Here is a 16,243-nt window from a genome sequence, read left to right as displayed (position 1 = left end):
TGCATGAATCACGTTTACCGGGTTTGCAGTCCGATAAACGTGATTTGGTTGCTGGCGATTAGTTAATCGCCGCCCCTTGTTGAACCCAATTGTCGATAAGCGTACGCTCGTCGTCAGTCATTTGGGTCATGTTGCCAAGCGGCATGTATTTGGTGGTGACAGTCTGCGCAATACGTGGACTATTGGTTTGAATCTCCTGAGGCGTATCAAGAATTACCCCTGCAGGTGCTGCAGCAAAGGCAGCATGCGTCGGTGTTGCTGAGTGACACACAGAACAACGCTCTTGAATAACCTGATTAATGATGGCGAAGTTCACTTCTATATCAGCAGGCTGCTCTGAGGTATTTGCAGCTTGAGCATTGTCTCTAGATACAGCTTGCGTCGCCGTTTCCACAGGCGCTTCAGCCACAACCGTCGCTTTCGCTACTGGAGCAGCTGGTCTGTTGGCATAAGGAGAAGTAATAAACGCAAGTGTAATCATACCCAACGCTGCCACAGGAACAGTCCAAGCAAACTTCTGGCTACCATGACGGGTGTTAAAGTAGTGGCGAACCAAGATACTAAAGATCGCAAGGCCAGCAAGAATCGCCCAGTTGTATTCTGAACCATAGGTGCTTGGGAAATGGTTACTGATCATAATGAACAGCACGGGTAGCGTCAGATAGTTGTTGTGACGAGAGCGTAACAAACCTTTCGCTGGTAGCGCTGGATCAGGTTCACGACCTTCTTCAATCGCACTGACCAAGTTACGCTGCGCAGGCATGATCACTCGGAATACGTTACCGACCATGATGGTACCGATAATTGCACCAACATGAATGTACGCACCACGGCCACTAAACACTTGAGACAGACCATAGGTAGCACCGACTAACAGTGCGAATAGTACCGCACCCAATAACATTGGCGTTTTGCCTAACGGCGAGTCACATAGTAGGTCATAGATAAACCAACCCGCAATCAAGGCACCAATACCAATTGCAATCGCAGTACTCGGTTCCATACCTGAGCCAGGAGCAATCAAGTAGATCTCGGCGTTGAGGTAGTAAACCACACCCAGTAGCAGCACACCGGTGATCCAGGTAAAGTACGCTTCCCATTTAAACCAATGTAGGTGTTCTGGCATTTCTGGCGGCGCAAGTTTGTACTTCTCTAGGTGATAAATACCACCACCGTGAATCGCCCAAAGATCGCCCGATAGGCCCGTTTTTGGATTAACGCGATTCAAGTTGTTTTCTAACCAAACAAAGTAAAATGAAGCACCAATCCATGCGATGCCAACTATCATGTGAACCCAGCGAATCGCTAAGTTCAACCACTCCGTGATATGTGGATCCATAATAAATTCCTTCTTACAGCACTCTACTCAGAGAGCATTACTTCTTGTCTGTTACTCGCCGGAATGTCTTCTAAGTGTAGTGAAACCAAATCGGCTTCAAAGAAGACTTCATCACAGTTATGCCCCTCTCCACCTCGGTCAACGATCAGGAACTGGTCTTGATCGGTCAACGCAAGTACTGGGTGGTGCCAAACGCCTTTGTGGTAATTGACACCTTGGTGGCCATTGCTATAAAACGCACGGCAATTTTGCAGTGATGGGTTGTCTATTTTGGGAGCAACAACAATGAGATACGGTTGACCAAGCAACGGAACAAATGCCTGTGACCCTAGTGGATGACGCTCTAGCATTGAAATCGTTAACGGGTAGCTAAGCGGTGTTGCTTGAAAGATGCTGATGATGGCTTCACCACCTTGATCTTGCACATCCGTCTTGGCCAGTTTGTGATAACGACGAGTCGAACCATTGTTGATCATGAAGTAGTCACTGTTGTCCACTTCAATCACATCACCAAACTCAGCAAAGGCTTGTTTGGTTAAGGGTTCGATTGCTAAACGGCGAATTCCATTGCTCATAATCTTCCCCTCGCTTATTTCCCTTTTGTGCCAAACAAACGCAGACGGCTAATACCACCATCAGGGAATATATTCAGGCGAACGTGCGTGATTGCACCTAGGTCATTGACCTCTGAGATAAACTCGTGAATATCGTGAGCTTTAAGCTTTTGAGCTGGTAGCAGTTCGCGCCAGAACAAACTTTGCGTCGCGACTTGGTCGTCTGTACCACCTTTCACATACGCTGCCTGAATTGAACAGCTGTCTGGGAAGTTACCTTTAAAGTGCGCAGTATCAACCACGACGCGATCAACGTTACCTGCATTACCCAGCGCAACAATCACCCAATCATTACCTGGTGTACGGCGACGTGCGGTTTCCCAACCATCACCCATGTTCTCACCACGGCCAGGGCCAAGGATATTTGATTTGTTGCCGTAGTGTTCATCACTACATGCCAGTGCACGACCACCATTTTCAACGGCGGCTAGGTCAACTTGCTGCTGTGGGTCAATGCGATCCCAATCCACACTCGGGCGACCGTAAACACGTAGACGTGCCACACCACCATCTGGGTAGATATTTAGACGTAAGTGAGTGAATACCTCTTCGCTTGCAATTTCTTCTAGATGATGATGATCACCTTGAAGGCTCATTGATGGCAGGATCTCTTGCCACTCTGTCGCATCCGTTGGGTCACCGTCTGGTGAATAACACGCATCAATTGACGCTGACGGAGGGAAGTTACCCGTAAAGAAAGAAGTGTCGATGTCAACGCCAGCAATCGTGCCAGCAAGACCAAGGCGAATTACACAGTAATCGTAGCCTTCACCACGCTTACGGCGACTTTCCCAGCCATCCATCCATTTACCGTTATCATCGTATAAATCGTCTTTCCACTCTGGCGCTTCACGGCGCAGTAGGCGGCTTTTATCAGCAAAGAAATCGTCAGTAGCGTAGATAGCTTCTGCACCTAATTTATCGTCAGCAAGATTAATGTATTGTTCAAAGTCTAAGGACATTTCCTTTATCCTTCCAATTATTCAAAAATAGGTTAATGAGTAAGCTCTTATCGAGCGCTATATCCTTTATTTCGGATATCAACACCTGTTAGGTGTTAGAACGAGATAGTCGACCTCTCCGTGACTTACATATCTCGTAAGCGAAACAGGGCAATCTTGTTGATTTCCTGGATCGCTGTAGCAAACTCAGTGTCACTATCATTGCCTAATCGCTTCTCGAACGATTCAAGAATTTGGTAACGATTGGCCCCTTTCACTGCCATGATGAAGGGAAAGTTGAAGCGTTGTTTGTAACTGTCGTTGTACGTAGTGAATTTTTCGAACTCTTCAGCGCTGCACTGATCGATACCAGCGCCAGCCTGTTCAGCAGTCGATGCCGCTGTGAGTTCACCGTCGATTGCTGCTCGACCCGCTAAATCCGGGTGAGCATTAATAAGTGCAAGTTGCTTTGCTTTCTCTGCATTCAAAAGCGCTTCTGCCATTCTTAAATGCAGGTTAGCCACAAGGTTATCTTGGTCGCTAAGCCCTTGATCGTAGACCGATTCTGCGACCCATGGGCTATGCTCATACACATCACCGAAGTGAGAGACAAATTCCGAACGTGCCATCTGTGATGGTTTACAAAAACGAAATTCAGTCATGTTATTTTCCTTCTGTTGGTGTGTATGGGTTGTTCTCGTGCCAGTGACGAGCAATGTCAACACGGCGACATAGCCAAACATCATCGTGCTGCTTTACGTAATCTAAAAAGCGTTTCAATGAGGCGATACGCCCCGGGCGACCAATCAGGCGACAATGCAAACCGACTGACATCATTTTTGGCGCTGTTTCACCTTCGGCGTAAAGCGTATCGAAGGTATCTTTAAGGTATTGATAGAACTGCTCACCAGAGTTAAAACCCTGCGCTGTTGCAAAGCGCATGTCATTCACGTCCAAGGTGTATGGAATCACCAACTGTGGCTGACCCGTTTCGGTGTGCCAATAAGGCAAGTCATCATCGTAGGCATCCGAGTCGTAAAGAAAGCCACCTTCTTCAGCAACAATGCGACGGGTATTCGGGCCAGTACGACCTGTGTACCAACCTAAAGGTCGTTCACCGGTGATCTCTTTGATGATCTCTATCGCTTTCATCATATGGTCACGCTCTTGTGACTCATCCATGTATTGGTAATCAATCCAGCGATAACCATGGCTACAGATCTCATGCCCCGCTTGTACCATCGCTTGTGCAACGTCTGGGTGGCGCTCAATTGCCATCGCTACAGCAAAAACCGTAAGAGGAATTTCATACTCATCAAACAGTTTTAGAACTCGCCACACACCTGCGCGGCTACCATATTCATAGATAGATTCCATGCTGATGTGACGCTCACCTTTAATAGGCTGTGCGGCTGGAATCTCAGATAGAAAGGCTTCAGACTCTTCATCCCCATGCAGAAGGCAACGTTCTCCGCCCTCTTCATAATTCAATACAAACGACACGGCGATACGAGCTCCACCAGGCCATTTAGGGTGAGGAGGATTCGCCCCATAGCCAATTAGATCTCGTGAATAATCCTTATCCATTCAGGCTCTCCTTAAACCAAGACAATTCGTAGCTGTCTTTTTAATTTCATACATTCATTGTATACAATAAATTATCTTAATGTAAAGATTTTGTTGCTAAAGTTACTTTATCGAGACACAACCTTATATTTCATAGACTTAGCCAATAAGCCTTAATCTTTCTCGATTCGCTTGATGTCACACATTTCACTTTTTGCTACTTTTAATAATAACATTTTTATAACAACGCGCTTTACTATATGGATATTTTGTGTACATATATAGGTATCAAAAGCAAAGTTAGAACAACTTTGTATACAATAAGAAACCTCAAAAAATTAGGAGAGCGCTGAGCGCTATTAATGATTATGGGTAAATTGACAACACACGTATTGGATACAATGCATGGCGTTCCCGGAGCTGACATTCTGGTTGAGTTGTTTCGCATCGAAGGCAATAGCGTGACAAAAATCAAAACGGTCACCACTAACTTCGATGGACGTACAGACGAGCCAGTGCTTGAAGGTGAGGCATTCACAACAGGCAAATACCAATTGGTTTTCCATGTAGCAGACTATTACCGTAAGAGAGATGTCGACCTTGGTGAAGTGCCATTCCTAGATGATGTGGTCATCCGCTTTGGTCTTGGTGAAGAAGGCGCGCATTATCATGTTCCGCTGCTTGTTTCTCCATACAGTTTCTCAACGTACCGCGGCAGCTAAAAAGAATTTCTAACAACGTCAAACTTAACATTCATCAGGAAAATTGGAGTCTAGGTCGCGAGCCAAAAGAGCCGGCAGCACACTAGAGCGTGGTATTCAATTGAAGAAACATCCAAACAAAAGGACTTGCTGACATGAACGAAAGCAAAGCAGAAGTGCTTAATAACGAAGGTCAATCTGGTGGCCTTTTAGAGCGCTTTTTCAAACTGAAAGCACATGGAACCAGCGTAAAGAATGAAATGATCGGGGGGATCACCACGTTCGCTACAATGGCCTACATCATTTTCGTTAACCCTCAAATCATGGCGGCATCAGGGATGGACTCAGGTGCGGTATTCGTCGCAACCTGTATTGGTGCCGCGATCGGTTGTTTACTCATGGGTCTTTTTGCTAACTGGCCTGTCGGTCTAGCACCGGGCATGGGCTTAAACGCGTTCTTCTCATTTACTGTAGTTAGCGAAATGGGTTACAGCTGGGAAGTGGCGTTAGGCGCGGTATTCCTGTCAGGTATCCTCTTCGTCGGGATGAGCTTTTATAAAGTCCGTCAGTGGATTATTGAGAGTATTCCAGTCAGCTTACGCTACTCGATGACAGCAGGTGTTGGTCTGTTTCTTGGTCTAATTGGCCTTAAAACGGCCGGTATCGTCGTCGAAAACCCAGCGACATTGGTCTCACTTGGAGACTTCACTAAGCCTGATGCTATGCTAGCCGCTATCGCATTCCTAATTATCGCTGTACTGAGCGAGCGTAAAGTGTTTGGCGCAGTGCTTATCGGTATTTTGAGTGTCACTGTGGTTGGCATGATGCTAGGTCTGGTTCAATACAATGGCTTCTTCGCAGCGCCGCCAAGTATTGCTCCAACCTTTATGGCAATGGACATCGCAGGCGCATTTAATATCTCGATGGTCAGCGTGATCTTAGCTTTCCTATTCGTCAACATGTTTGATACCGCTGGTACACTAATGGGTGTCGCGGAACGCGCTCATCTAGTCAATAAAGAAACGGGCAAGATCGAAGGGCTTAGCAAGGCGTTAAAAGCAGACTCAATTTCAAGTGTGGCTGGCGCGTGTGTCGGCTGTCCACCAGTAACCAGTTACGTAGAAAGTGCGGCAGGTGTTGCTGCGGGTGCTCGTACCGGTTTATCAGCCATTGTTGTTGCTGCGCTATTCTTAGCTGCGATTTTCCTATCACCACTAGCAGGCATGATCCCTGCCTATGCGACAGCGGGCGCACTGATCTATGTTGCCTTCGTAATGATGAGCAGTATGCAGCACGTCGATTGGAAAGACTTCACTAACGGCGCTCCTGCTGCAATCACTGCACTGATGATGCCTTTAACCTTCTCAATCGCGAATGGTATTGCACTAGGTTTTATCACTTATACAGTACTTAAAGTTGCAACCGGCAAGACAAAAGATGTATCAATTTCAATGTACATCCTAACTGTTATCTTCGTCGCTAAACTTATCTATATCTAATCGCTCCAACCCAAAGAAATCTAGCCTGAACGCTTGTTTAGGCTAGTTTTCTACACCCAAAATTCGAGACCCTACGTAGTTTGTAGAAGTCAATTGCCCAGTCAACGAGAGATAAATCCACTCAAATCTCTCCGAGGTATAACCAATGAAACTTCTGTATACACTCAATAAAAGACCGCCTCACGGCATCACTCTACTTCTTGCTCTACAGCACATGCTTGCCTCAATCGGTGGTATTGTCGGTAACCATTCCAAAGCCAGCGCTTGGTGATGGTCTAGGTAACACCTAATCACTAATTCTTTTCGCAATGTACCAATTTGGAATCGTTTAGATCTCTAACAATTTTATATATCTAGCAGGGTATTTAGTTCATTTTCGTATTATGAGTGACGCTGTATAGCTCGTCATGTATATTGACCACTTATTAAATAAGGAAGATATGAACTGTTGTGTTTATGGGTGGATTAGAGAAATGGCTTGGGGTAAACCATACTCAAGAAGAATTTAGGGAAAGCGTTTTTATCTTTGCCTCTTTAACGGTGTTGTCTTCCGTACTAAGCCTGTTTATTTACTACAACACTCTATTCATTCCTAACCTTTTGCTCGCATCAATCGAAGCTGTTGGGCTCGGCTTTTGCTCACTGGCTTATTTTTGGCTGTGGCAGAGCCGCAATGTCAAAATCGCAGCAACCATTATGGTTTCAGTGATGACAGCGGTCAGTTTGCTGTTTGTCGTCGGCTCAGGTCACAGCGAGTTTGCATTGGCATTCTCTTTTTTAACGCCAGTGGTGGCGATCTTCGTTCTGGGCTACAAAGTTGGCGCTATCTTCAGCTTGGCTAACTTCGCGATTATCGCTTACATCTGTTTGATAGATATGCACAATTGGCCACCGGTCCCCTTTGATACCATCAGCTTCATTCACCTTACTATCGTCTATCTTTTTTTGTTTGCGATTGCCTATTTCTATGACTCTGGACGCAGAAAAACATTGGCGCTACTCAAGGAGTCCAATCGACAACTGCAAGCCTTATCTCATACCGATATGTTGACTCAACTCTTTAACCGCCGCCATATGGAAGCGCTACTGAATGAGCCGCAAAAGGTTCAATGGCTGGCAATAGTCGATATTGATGATTTTAAGAGGATCAACGATGACTATGGCCATGATGTCGGTGACCAAGTCTTGATCCAAACCGCACGCACGTTAGAAACGGAAACTAAGCATGTCGGGCAAGTTGGTCGATGGGGCGGTGAAGAATTTCTAATTGCGTTTGAGGTTACGGATTATTCGATCATTGAAGAGCGCATGAGTGCAATCCAAACCATTATCGCAAGCCAAGACTTTGGGCTTGAATGGCCAGTTACCGTAAGTTGCGGGGTTGCTCATCACCAAGGCGCCGTAAAAGCTGACGCTTTCCGCCGGGCTGACGAAGCACTTTATCAGGCCAAAAATTCAGGCAAGAATTGTTTTCACGTGGCAGGTAACTGAAGGTAGCGACTCACTGTCTAAATTACAACGTGACCCGGCGAAGAACGGATGGACTTTCTATCGATTGAACCATTCGTTTGGCACCTTAACTGCAATCACCTCAGCTCGACAACACAGCTCTTCGTTAGAAAGAAGCTCACACTCGACAACCACCTTCTTCGCCGATGCCTCAACGATGTTGGCGGTCAGATGTACGCTCTGTTGTATTGGAACAGGTTTTAAGAATGAAACATTCAGGCTGCCAGTGGCAAACCATATTGGCTCACCTTCACCCACCTCTTGTCCTTGCATCTGATAGCCTTTAGCAATAGCCATACAGACACAATGACAATCAATAAGGGTTGAGATGATGCCGCCATTAAGAAAATGGGGTGGGCCTGCGCAGTGATGATGGGACGGCGTAAACATACAGCTCGCCTGTGATTCCGATTGCCAATAGCTTTTGATTTGTAAGCCCAATTCATTTTCGCTCCCGCAGCCATAACAATGGTTATTAGGGATCTGATCTTGAATCGCTATCTGTTGCTGCATAACACCACCTATAATCAGAGTTCTCTACTGAATATAGACTGCAAATGCCGGTATGTTATTGCTTTGGAATACAATTTTTGTTCACCAATCCACAAAAAGCGGCTGCACAGGGCAGCCTCTCAAACAAATTGGTGCAGTTAAACCAGCTCACCCGCCCCTTGGATTGAGCGAGCACTGTTTTCAACTAAGAACACGGTCGCAGTTTGCTTCAACATCTCCCACTCACTGTCTTCCACAAAGATCCCCTCATCCCAAGAGCTATTCTGCGCGCGGCTTAGCTCTGTACTGTCAATATGAACCACATAGCCTTCAGAGCTCTGGGCAACATCAAAGTCTTGTGTCGCAAGCTCGATGGTCATGGAGTGAAAATCACTATGATCACTCGCTAACTTATCAGAGAAGAAAACCTCTGGTGCTATACAACCACGGTTTAGTACGTACAAGGCGCGCTTCGGGCTGGTTCCATTCACCCACTGCGCGCGGCAGGCTATGCCTTTCGCAGCCAATCGCACCAGTTCACTGTATGCTAACCAGCGGTTATGGCACTGTTTAAGCGTGATAGTGATTGCTTTAGATTCGACCATGTTCTCTAAGGCGAAGTCCAACACCGCAGGAAGGTGACAAGCAACGCTACCGCCATGAAAATCGACATCAAAACGACCCGACTTGTGATTCTGAATCGAAACCGCACAATCTGAATCGAGGCTAAGAAACTGGCTGGCATTATTAAAATGCTTAACACCATTGAGCCCGACCATCTGAAGATCAGCAACCATATTGGCTATCACATCCGCTTCACCACAGTGGCGACGCATGCCTAGAAAGGCTTTGTTGACCGCTGCAACCAGTTCATTGTGAGACACGATCATGATGTAACCCCTCCATTGATTGTCTGATTATCACTTTGAGCCACTTCTTGCGCGCTTGGCATCGTTGGGAAAATCCACGTATCACAGTAGTTAGGATCTTTAATCTCTTCGAGTAGCGGCGCACCTTGGAAGAAAGTCACTCGCACCCAACGGTCAGATCTAGGATCAAACTTGGTTGCACCAAACACCGCCAGTTTGCAGCGTAGCAGATGCATAGGCAGCGCATCTTGGCGTAAGACATTCATTTGGATGTCACCCATTTCTCTACAACCTAGCGTCCAAACACGACGCGTAATCGCACGATATTGAGGATGCTGAAGTAAGAACTCCGCGACACTCATCTCTTGTGGGCATTGATTCAGTGCCAAGTACAAACGATTCGCTTGTCGGCCAATATCCAGTGGTAGCTCTCGCTCTTCACCGATTTCTTCACCGCGAACACCAAGCCTTGGCTCTTCTTTATCTTGTGAGCGATACCAGAACCAGTAGTTGTTCTCGCTTAACGAATAATCAGCTTCGACTGCCCACTGATATTTTTGCTTCATCAAGCTAACCAGCTCTTCAACCTTCTTGCCACTAGGGATCGCAAGCGTTTCACTGGTGTTCATTTGATTTTCGTACTTATCCACCAGCGTCGGATAAAGCTCAAGCAAGCATGAAGTCAGAATTTCTTGGGCTTCCAAACTCATGATCTCTGCTTGCTTGAGAACTGCGCTCCAATTTGGCTCACAAGTCATCACTTGCGGCAAACGCTCAATCAACTGATCAATATCGCTAAGCGCTTGTTGATTCAAATGGTCTTGATGTTCATTGATGGTAATGACCTGCTCTAAGTGACACATGGCTTTGACCAACAGGGTATTCAGAGGTTGCTCAAACTGCATATCACAAGGCATGGCTAGCACTTCAGCCACAGCGCGCTCTCTTGATGTCATCCACTGATCAACGATGCATGGGTGGTTAATAAGATAAGGTGCCATACCTAAACCTGTTGCATTGCCCACCCCGAGGTAACGCTGCAAGCCTTTGTGCAACATAATCGCTTTATCACCACCTTGCTGCTCAGCTAAGTAGTGCACCCAGTCTAGGCTGAATTCTCGCAATATATAGACTGCGCACATTTGTGCGCTAAATGACTGGTTAAAGTCTGGGTTATCTTCCAGCAACTTAAAATCAGCAATGCCAAATTTACCGTTTCCATAAACAGCAGTGGTACGCAGGATATAGCCCACTTCAGCCAGCTCTTTGGGCTCTGGTTGCTCACCGCTAGCCAACGCACTAACAATATGCTCAAACACGCGAACACTCTTATTAGCACGAGCTAAAACCAACACATTATTGGGGTTACGGCCCGCTTCTTGTAGCGGTACATTCGCTCTTAACTGTTCGAGCAGCGTAACGTCAACATCGCCCTTTACTAAGGCAAAGGTTACATCCCATTTTTCAGCAATAACGCGATCATTGCGCTCTTCGTCGGCGATCTCATCGCAAAATACCACTAAATGATACACGTAATTTGGTGTCGCCAGTTTGTAGATAGCGTGGCCAAAACCGCGTGGGCACAGTTGCCAGTCATGCTTAGTGACTTGCCACTCTTGCTGAGCCATTTTACGAATCAAACTGCGTACAAAGCTGATTCGGTTTTGGTGCATTGCACCTAGCCTGTCAGGAGCCATGACGATAGCTGCATCGCGCAGCGGTTTTTCAGTGTAAGTAGAACGATGTGCATCCATTTTGCTCACCACCTATTTTTATTGTAAGAATAATTGGAGCTTGTGTAGGTGTAGGGGAATGTCCTACACAAGCTCATCGTTATTGGATTTTTTTATAGACCTTGCTCTTTAGCCATCTTGATTGCGATTTGCGGCGCGTTCCAAAGTGACGGCAGCAAAATCAGCGACACCGGAACGGCAGTTATCACAATGAAAGATTGCAAGGCTGAGATTCCTCCTGAGCCTAAAGAGATAAGGATTAACGCTGTAATACCCATTGCCACACCCCAGAAGGTACGAACAATTGCATTCGGCTCTGTTTCACCACTGATCACCACACTGATGGTGTAGGTCATCGAGTCACCTGTGGTCACAATGAAAATCGTGGTGAGAATCAAGAATAAAATCGAAACCAGCATCGGCAGAGGCAACTGCTGAGTAACCGCCAGTAATGCACCTGGCAAATTAAACCCTTCGAAGGCTTTACTCACACTGCCCGGTTCAGCAATTTCAAACGCAAGGCCAGAGCCACCAACAATGGTGAACCAGAAACAGGTAGTTAACGGCGCAACAATACTAATGGTAGAGATGATTTGGCGAATGCTGCGGCCGCGAGAGATACGAGCAATAAAGATAGCCATCATTGGCCCATAGCCTAAGAACCAACCCCAGAAGAATACGGTCCACCAGCTCAACCAACCTTCATCACCGCGATAAGTCGCCATTGGAATGAAGTTATCTAACATGCTGCCGACACCTTGAATGTAGCCATTGAAGATAAAGTCAGTTGGACCAAATAGCAGGATATAAATCATCAGAGCAATCGCTAGGATCACGTTGTAGCGACTTAGCATCTGCATGCCGCGGTTTAAGCCACTCAGCGCAGAAAGAGTGTAAAGAGCAATCGCAAATAGGATGATAATCAGCTGAGTAGTAAAGCCATCAGGAATATCAAACAAAGAGTTTAACGCGTAGCTAACCTGCAAGCCTAAGAAGCCAATCGGACCGATGGTGCCCGCCGCAACCGCGATGATACAACACGCATCAATAAGTGCGCCGGTATGGCCTTTGAGCGCTCTTTCTCCCAAGACTGGATAGAGAAGAATACGCGGTTTTAGTGGTAAGCCCTTGTCATAATGCAGATGCATGACAACAATCGAAGTTAAGCTGCCGACAATCGCCCAAGCAAGGAACCCCCAGTGCATAAAGGATTGCGACAGTGCGTTGACCGCCCCTTGTTGCGGGTTGTCTTGCGCGCCATACAGAGGTGGTGGGCTAACATAGTGAGCAATCGGCTCTGCCGCCGCCCAGAACACCCCGCCACCCGCTAGTAGCGTACAGAAGATAATTGCCATCCAACGGAATGCATCCATTTCAGGCTGAGTTGTCCCACCTAAAATCACTTTGCCTGTTCGCCCTGCCGCTAAACCAAGACCAATAAGAAAAGTGAGAAGAAGTAGGATTTGCCAGTAGGGACCGAAGACCTCTACTGACCAAGCAAAGCCAGCATTAACGATAGAAGAGAGTAACTCGCCATCGTAGAGCGCTAAGGCAACAAATAGCGCGATAAAACCGCCGCTATACCAAAATGCAGGATTACTTAACCCCAGTTTATCCGGTGAATTTTCAACACTCGTGTTGGACGATTGTTGTGTTGCTTTCGGTTGACCCGATGACATATCCACCGTGGTCTCTTTCATGCTATTGGTTAGATCAGACATACTCTGACTCCAGAACTGTTTTGCAGCAGCCGACAACTCGCAGCAAAGTTGAATTAACACCTACCTTGTAGTTTTTTATGAGTAGGCTTTTCCATGTTTAGGGCGTTACGTAATGCATAGTTATCGTTCTATGCTCTGTTATGAAATTGGCTCCAGACCTTCTTGCAGGAAGTTAAACCAATTTCCACCCAGTATTTGTCCCGCCTCAGGTTCACTGAACCCATGGCGAATTAACCCGTTGTAGATATTTTCCATACCCTTGCTGCCACTAAACCATGGCAAAGCATCAGGCCAACCAGAATTGTTTGCTGAACCTTCACCGTAATCCATCGCTTTAGACCAACGGCCATTACGCATCCATTCCAGCACCTGTTGCGGTTGGTTAAGGCATAAGTCACTACCAATACCAAGATGTTCAACCCCGAATTGATCCGCGGTTTTCGCCACCATTTGGCAAAAATCATCAAGGCTACATTGGCTGCCATTGGGCAGATGGAATGGGTACAAGCTAAAACCAATCAAACCGCCACGCTGGGTAAGCGCCTGAATGACGGTATTCGATTTATTGCGCAGCGCATCATGGGCAAACGTTGGGTTGGCATGACTGATACAAATAGGACGAGAAGAGAGATCAATCGCTTCAAGTGTTGATCGCTCTGCGCTATGGGACATATCGATAATCATGCCGACACGGTTCATCTCTTGGATCGCTTGCTTGCCAAAGCGAGTGACACCTGAGTCGTTTTGCTCGTAACAGCCCGTCGCAAGTAAGCTCTGGTTGTTGTATGTCAGCTGCATGATCAGTAAACCTTGGCGGCGCATTACTTCGATTAGGCCAATTTCATCATCAATCGGAGAACAGTTTTGCGCGCCAAAGAAGACCCCCACTTTGCCCTGCGCTTTAGCTGTCTCGACATCAGTCATCGAGTAGATTGGCATGATCAAATCTGAGTTTTGCTCAAAACGTAAGTTCCACTCCGCGAATCGAGTCAGTGTTTCACGCGCGTTTTCGTGATAGACAATCGTTGCGTGAACCGCGGTAATTCCACTCGCTTTCAAGGTTTGAAAATACTCACGATCCCAATTGCAGTACTGCAGTCCATCGATCACAATCCGTTGTTGATACATACCTACTCCTTAATCTTTCCCTGTCCTTTATTGCTTCTTATTGAGTCGGGAGCAGAACGGCTTTGCTCCCTCATCCTGTTAGTAAGGACGTTGGTAAGCAGTTTTCACCACGGTATAGAACTCTTTTGCGTACTGACCTTGCTCACGTGGACCAAAGCTAGATTCTTTACGCCCACCAAACGGAACGTGGTAATCAGTTCCAGCGGTTGGTAGATTGACCATCACACAACCTGTCTGAGCTTGTTGTTTGAAGATGGCACTGTTACGTAGGCTTTGGGTGATGATCCCGCCCGTTAGACCAAAGCGAGTATCATTAACCACGCTAATCGCTTCATCGAGATCAGCGACTCGAATCACGCTCGCCATTGGCGCAAAGACTTCTTCTTGGTTCACTTCCCAGCTATTTTGCGTATTCAGGAATAGGGTTGGCGACATGTAGTAGCCCTCATGCTCAAGGTTCAAACGCTCGCCACCAAATGCCAGTTCAGCGCCGCTTTGACGAGCATTCTCAATCCATGCAAAGTTGGCATCGAGCTGATTACCGTCAACCACTGGCCCCATGAAGATCCCCTCTTCAAGGGCATGACCCACTTTTAGCTCGTTCATACGTTTGATCAGCGCTTCCACATAGGCATCGTGAATACCATCCATCACCACTAAACGAGAAGACGCGGTACATTTTTGACCTGTACCTGAAAACGAACCGGCAATGGTCGCTTCAACCGCAATTTGGATATCCGCATCATCAGCAACCACTAGCGCATTCTTACTGCCCATTTCGAGTTGGCAACGAACAAAGTTTGGGGCTGTGGCTGCCGCCACTTTACGACCGGTATCCACAGAGCCCGTAAAGCTGACGCCATTGACCTGCTTGGAGTTGATTAGAGTATTACCAACTTGAGAACCACTACCCAACACAAGGTTGAACGTACCTGTAGGCAGGCCTTGGCGGTGAATGATTTCAGTCAGTGCAACCGCACTTGCTGGGGTTAAGTTGGCTGGTTTCCACACAACGCTGTTACCAAATGCCAGCGCAGGTGCAATCTTCCACGCAGCGGTTGCTGTCGGAAAGTTCCATGGAGAGATAATGGCGATAACGCCAACAGCTTCGCGAGTCACTTCAACGGAGACTCCTGGACGGACAGACGCTGCATTATCACCAATTTGACGTAGCACTTCTGCTGCAAAGTATTGAAAGAACTGACCTGCGCGGTAAATCTCACCACGACCTTCAGCAAAAGGCTTACCTTCTTCACGAGAAAGCAGCGTGCCAAGCTCATCACAGCGGGCAATCAGCTCATCACCAATCGCTTGCAGTACCGCTTGCTTGCGCTCAATTGGGGTCATTTCCCACTCTGGCTGCGCTTGCTGAGCCGCTAGGATCGCTTGCTCTACCTGTGATTGGCTTGCTTGAGCAAAATTACCCAGGTTTTCGTTGATATCCGATGGATTGATGTTGGCGATGGTATCGACTCCCGCTTGCCACTCACCACCAATGTATAAGGCCTTTTCTGCGTGAACGTTATTTATAAAAGTCATTGCTCTTTCCTTGTTCAGTTCTGACTGACAACATCAATCAGCTTCGATTCTTATCGTTAGTTGTTATTACTCTGGCTGGCTTGCTGATGCATAAACCACAAACTCGACCAACATCTCCTCACGCGCTAGACCCGCAACGATCATAGCGGCGCGGTTTGGGTATGGCGCTTCAAAGTACTCGGCATACACTTCATTAACCGTTTTTAGATATTCGCGGTCGGTGACATAAATCAGCACTTGCAGCACTGAGTCGAGAGACTCACCCGCACACTCCAAGGTATGCACGAGGTTGTTAAAGGTTTGGCGTGTTTGCGCTTCAATACCGCCTTCGACCACTGCGCCCGTATCATCAATTGGGATTTGCGCTGTGTACAAAGTACCATTGCCGACAACTGCCCACTCAAGTGGTGCTTTAGAAGCAAATAGAGCGGTTTTAACTGGGTGTTTTTTTGATGGAGTATTCACGTGCCTTTCAACCTTTGTAACAGCCTTGTTTCGAGATGGTTAAATCATGCACATTGACACTTGATAAATCTAACGGTAAATTTTTTACATTTGATAAGTTTTTTTTATCACTATAAATAACATCAGA

At 46.8% G+C, this 16,243-nt stretch carries 16 protein-coding genes; 4 read left to right on the top strand and 12 right to left on the bottom strand.

All coding sequences use genetic code 11. The features are described from left to right. Nucleotides 1–58: 58 nt before the first annotated feature. The 5 genes from ACU01J_RS05425 to puuE form a co-directional block, all read right to left on the bottom strand. On the bottom strand, nucleotides 59–1,339 hold the full coding sequence (locus tag ACU01J_RS05425) for a urate hydroxylase PuuD (RefSeq protein ID WP_481084739.1): 1,281 nt from the start codon (nucleotides 1,337–1,339) through the stop codon (nucleotides 59–61). Nucleotides 1,340–1,362: 23 nt separating this feature from the next. After that, nucleotides 1,363–1,914: an ureidoglycolate lyase gene (locus ACU01J_RS05420; protein ID WP_481084738.1), complete on the bottom strand. Its 552-nt coding sequence runs from the start codon at nucleotides 1,912–1,914 to the stop codon at nucleotides 1,363–1,365. 14 nt (nucleotides 1,915–1,928) lie between these two features. After that, on the bottom strand, nucleotides 1,929–2,915 hold the full coding sequence (gene alc, locus ACU01J_RS05415) for an allantoicase (RefSeq protein ID WP_481084737.1): 987 nt from the start codon (nucleotides 2,913–2,915) through the stop codon (nucleotides 1,929–1,931). Nucleotides 2,916–3,040: 125 nt separating this feature from the next. Next, nucleotides 3,041–3,556, bottom strand: coding sequence for a 2-oxo-4-hydroxy-4-carboxy-5-ureidoimidazoline decarboxylase (gene uraD / locus ACU01J_RS05410; RefSeq protein WP_481084736.1), 516 nt, complete (start codon nucleotides 3,554–3,556; stop codon nucleotides 3,041–3,043). Between the two features lies 1 nt (nucleotide 3,557). Further along, nucleotides 3,558–4,481, bottom strand: a complete 924-nt coding sequence (gene puuE / locus ACU01J_RS05405; RefSeq protein ID WP_481084735.1) for an allantoinase PuuE — start codon at nucleotides 4,479–4,481, stop codon at nucleotides 3,558–3,560. A gap of 347 nt (nucleotides 4,482–4,828) precedes the next feature. On the opposite strand from puuE, the gene uraH reads away from it, so the two are divergent. From uraH to ACU01J_RS05385, 4 genes are all read left to right on the top strand, one after another. Further along, entirely contained in the window at nucleotides 4,829–5,182 is a 354-nt protein-coding gene (gene uraH, locus ACU01J_RS05400) for a hydroxyisourate hydrolase (protein WP_394126916.1), read from the top strand. 134 nt (nucleotides 5,183–5,316) lie between these two features. After that, a complete protein-coding gene (locus ACU01J_RS05395) occupies nucleotides 5,317–6,660 on the top strand; it encodes an NCS2 family permease (protein ID WP_481084734.1) in 1,344 nt (447 codons plus the stop codon). A 145-nt stretch (nucleotides 6,661–6,805) separates the two neighbouring features. Then, on the top strand, nucleotides 6,806–6,931 hold the full coding sequence (locus ACU01J_RS05390; protein ID WP_481084927.1) for a hypothetical protein: 126 nt from the start codon (nucleotides 6,806–6,808) through the stop codon (nucleotides 6,929–6,931). A 185-nt stretch (nucleotides 6,932–7,116) separates the two neighbouring features. Further along, nucleotides 7,117–8,151 (top strand): GGDEF domain-containing protein, encoded by a 1,035-nt coding sequence (locus ACU01J_RS05385; RefSeq protein ID WP_481084920.1) that lies wholly within the window; start codon nucleotides 7,117–7,119, stop codon nucleotides 8,149–8,151. 57 nt (nucleotides 8,152–8,208) lie between these two features. Here ACU01J_RS05385 and ACU01J_RS05380 read toward each other — a convergent pair whose 3' ends face one another. From ACU01J_RS05380 to ACU01J_RS05350, 7 genes are all read right to left on the bottom strand, one after another. Beyond that, nucleotides 8,209–8,682: a PaaI family thioesterase gene (locus ACU01J_RS05380; protein WP_481084733.1), complete on the bottom strand. Its 474-nt coding sequence runs from the start codon at nucleotides 8,680–8,682 to the stop codon at nucleotides 8,209–8,211. A gap of 137 nt (nucleotides 8,683–8,819) precedes the next feature. Beyond that, complete coding sequence (locus ACU01J_RS05375; RefSeq protein WP_481084732.1) at nucleotides 8,820–9,551, bottom strand: DUF3726 domain-containing protein; 732 nt, start codon at nucleotides 9,549–9,551, stop codon at nucleotides 8,820–8,822. Next, complete coding sequence (locus ACU01J_RS05370) at nucleotides 9,548–11,284, bottom strand: hypothetical protein (RefSeq protein WP_481084731.1); 1,737 nt, start codon at nucleotides 11,282–11,284, stop codon at nucleotides 9,548–9,550. Before ACU01J_RS05370 ends, ACU01J_RS05375 begins: the two co-directional genes overlap by 4 nt. Nucleotides 11,285–11,376: 92 nt before the next feature. Further along, a complete protein-coding gene (locus ACU01J_RS05365; RefSeq protein ID WP_481084730.1) occupies nucleotides 11,377–12,984 on the bottom strand; it encodes a BCCT family transporter in 1,608 nt (535 codons plus the stop codon). Between the two features lie 138 nt (nucleotides 12,985–13,122). After that, nucleotides 13,123–14,112, bottom strand: a complete 990-nt coding sequence (locus ACU01J_RS05360) for a membrane dipeptidase (RefSeq protein WP_481084729.1) — start codon at nucleotides 14,110–14,112, stop codon at nucleotides 13,123–13,125. Nucleotides 14,113–14,190: 78 nt separating this feature from the next. Continuing rightward, nucleotides 14,191–15,651: an aldehyde dehydrogenase family protein gene (locus ACU01J_RS05355; RefSeq protein WP_481084728.1), complete on the bottom strand. Its 1,461-nt coding sequence runs from the start codon at nucleotides 15,649–15,651 to the stop codon at nucleotides 14,191–14,193. Nucleotides 15,652–15,717: 66 nt separating this feature from the next. After that, nucleotides 15,718–16,116: a RidA family protein gene (locus tag ACU01J_RS05350; protein WP_481084727.1), complete on the bottom strand. Its 399-nt coding sequence runs from the start codon at nucleotides 16,114–16,116 to the stop codon at nucleotides 15,718–15,720. Between the last annotated feature and the right edge of the window lie 127 nt (nucleotides 16,117–16,243).

This window comes from Vibrio sp. 2433-A1, from assembly GCF_056726085.1.
Note: the sequence above shows the minus strand (reverse complement) of the source record. Positions and strands in the feature narration are given on the sequence as shown.

Coding starts and splice junctions, on each gene's coding strand:
- ACU01J_RS05425 (WP_481084739.1), bottom strand. CDS start 1,339: ATGGATCCACATATCACGGAGTGGTTGAACTTAGCGATTCGCTGGGTT.
- ACU01J_RS05420 (WP_481084738.1), bottom strand. CDS start 1,914: ATGAGCAATGGAATTCGCCGTTTAGCAATCGAACCCTTAACCAAACAA.
- alc (WP_481084737.1), bottom strand. CDS start 2,915: ATGTCCTTAGACTTTGAACAATACATTAATCTTGCTGACGATAAATTA.
- uraD (WP_481084736.1), bottom strand. CDS start 3,556: ATGACTGAATTTCGTTTTTGTAAACCATCACAGATGGCACGTTCGGAA.
- puuE (WP_481084735.1), bottom strand. CDS start 4,481: ATGGATAAGGATTATTCACGAGATCTAATTGGCTATGGGGCGAATCCT.
- uraH (WP_394126916.1), top strand. CDS start 4,829: ATGGGTAAATTGACAACACACGTATTGGATACAATGCATGGCGTTCCC.
- ACU01J_RS05395 (WP_481084734.1), top strand. CDS start 5,317: ATGAACGAAAGCAAAGCAGAAGTGCTTAATAACGAAGGTCAATCTGGT.
- ACU01J_RS05390 (WP_481084927.1), top strand. CDS start 6,806: ATGAAACTTCTGTATACACTCAATAAAAGACCGCCTCACGGCATCACT.
- ACU01J_RS05385 (WP_481084920.1), top strand. CDS start 7,117: ATGGGTGGATTAGAGAAATGGCTTGGGGTAAACCATACTCAAGAAGAA.
- ACU01J_RS05380 (WP_481084733.1), bottom strand. CDS start 8,682: ATGCAGCAACAGATAGCGATTCAAGATCAGATCCCTAATAACCATTGT.
- ACU01J_RS05375 (WP_481084732.1), bottom strand. CDS start 9,551: ATGATCGTGTCTCACAATGAACTGGTTGCAGCGGTCAACAAAGCCTTT.
- ACU01J_RS05370 (WP_481084731.1), bottom strand. CDS start 11,284: ATGGATGCACATCGTTCTACTTACACTGAAAAACCGCTGCGCGATGCA.
- ACU01J_RS05365 (WP_481084730.1), bottom strand. CDS start 12,984: ATGTCTGATCTAACCAATAGCATGAAAGAGACCACGGTGGATATGTCA.
- ACU01J_RS05360 (WP_481084729.1), bottom strand. CDS start 14,112: ATGTATCAACAACGGATTGTGATCGATGGACTGCAGTACTGCAATTGG.
- ACU01J_RS05355 (WP_481084728.1), bottom strand. CDS start 15,651: ATGACTTTTATAAATAACGTTCACGCAGAAAAGGCCTTATACATTGGT.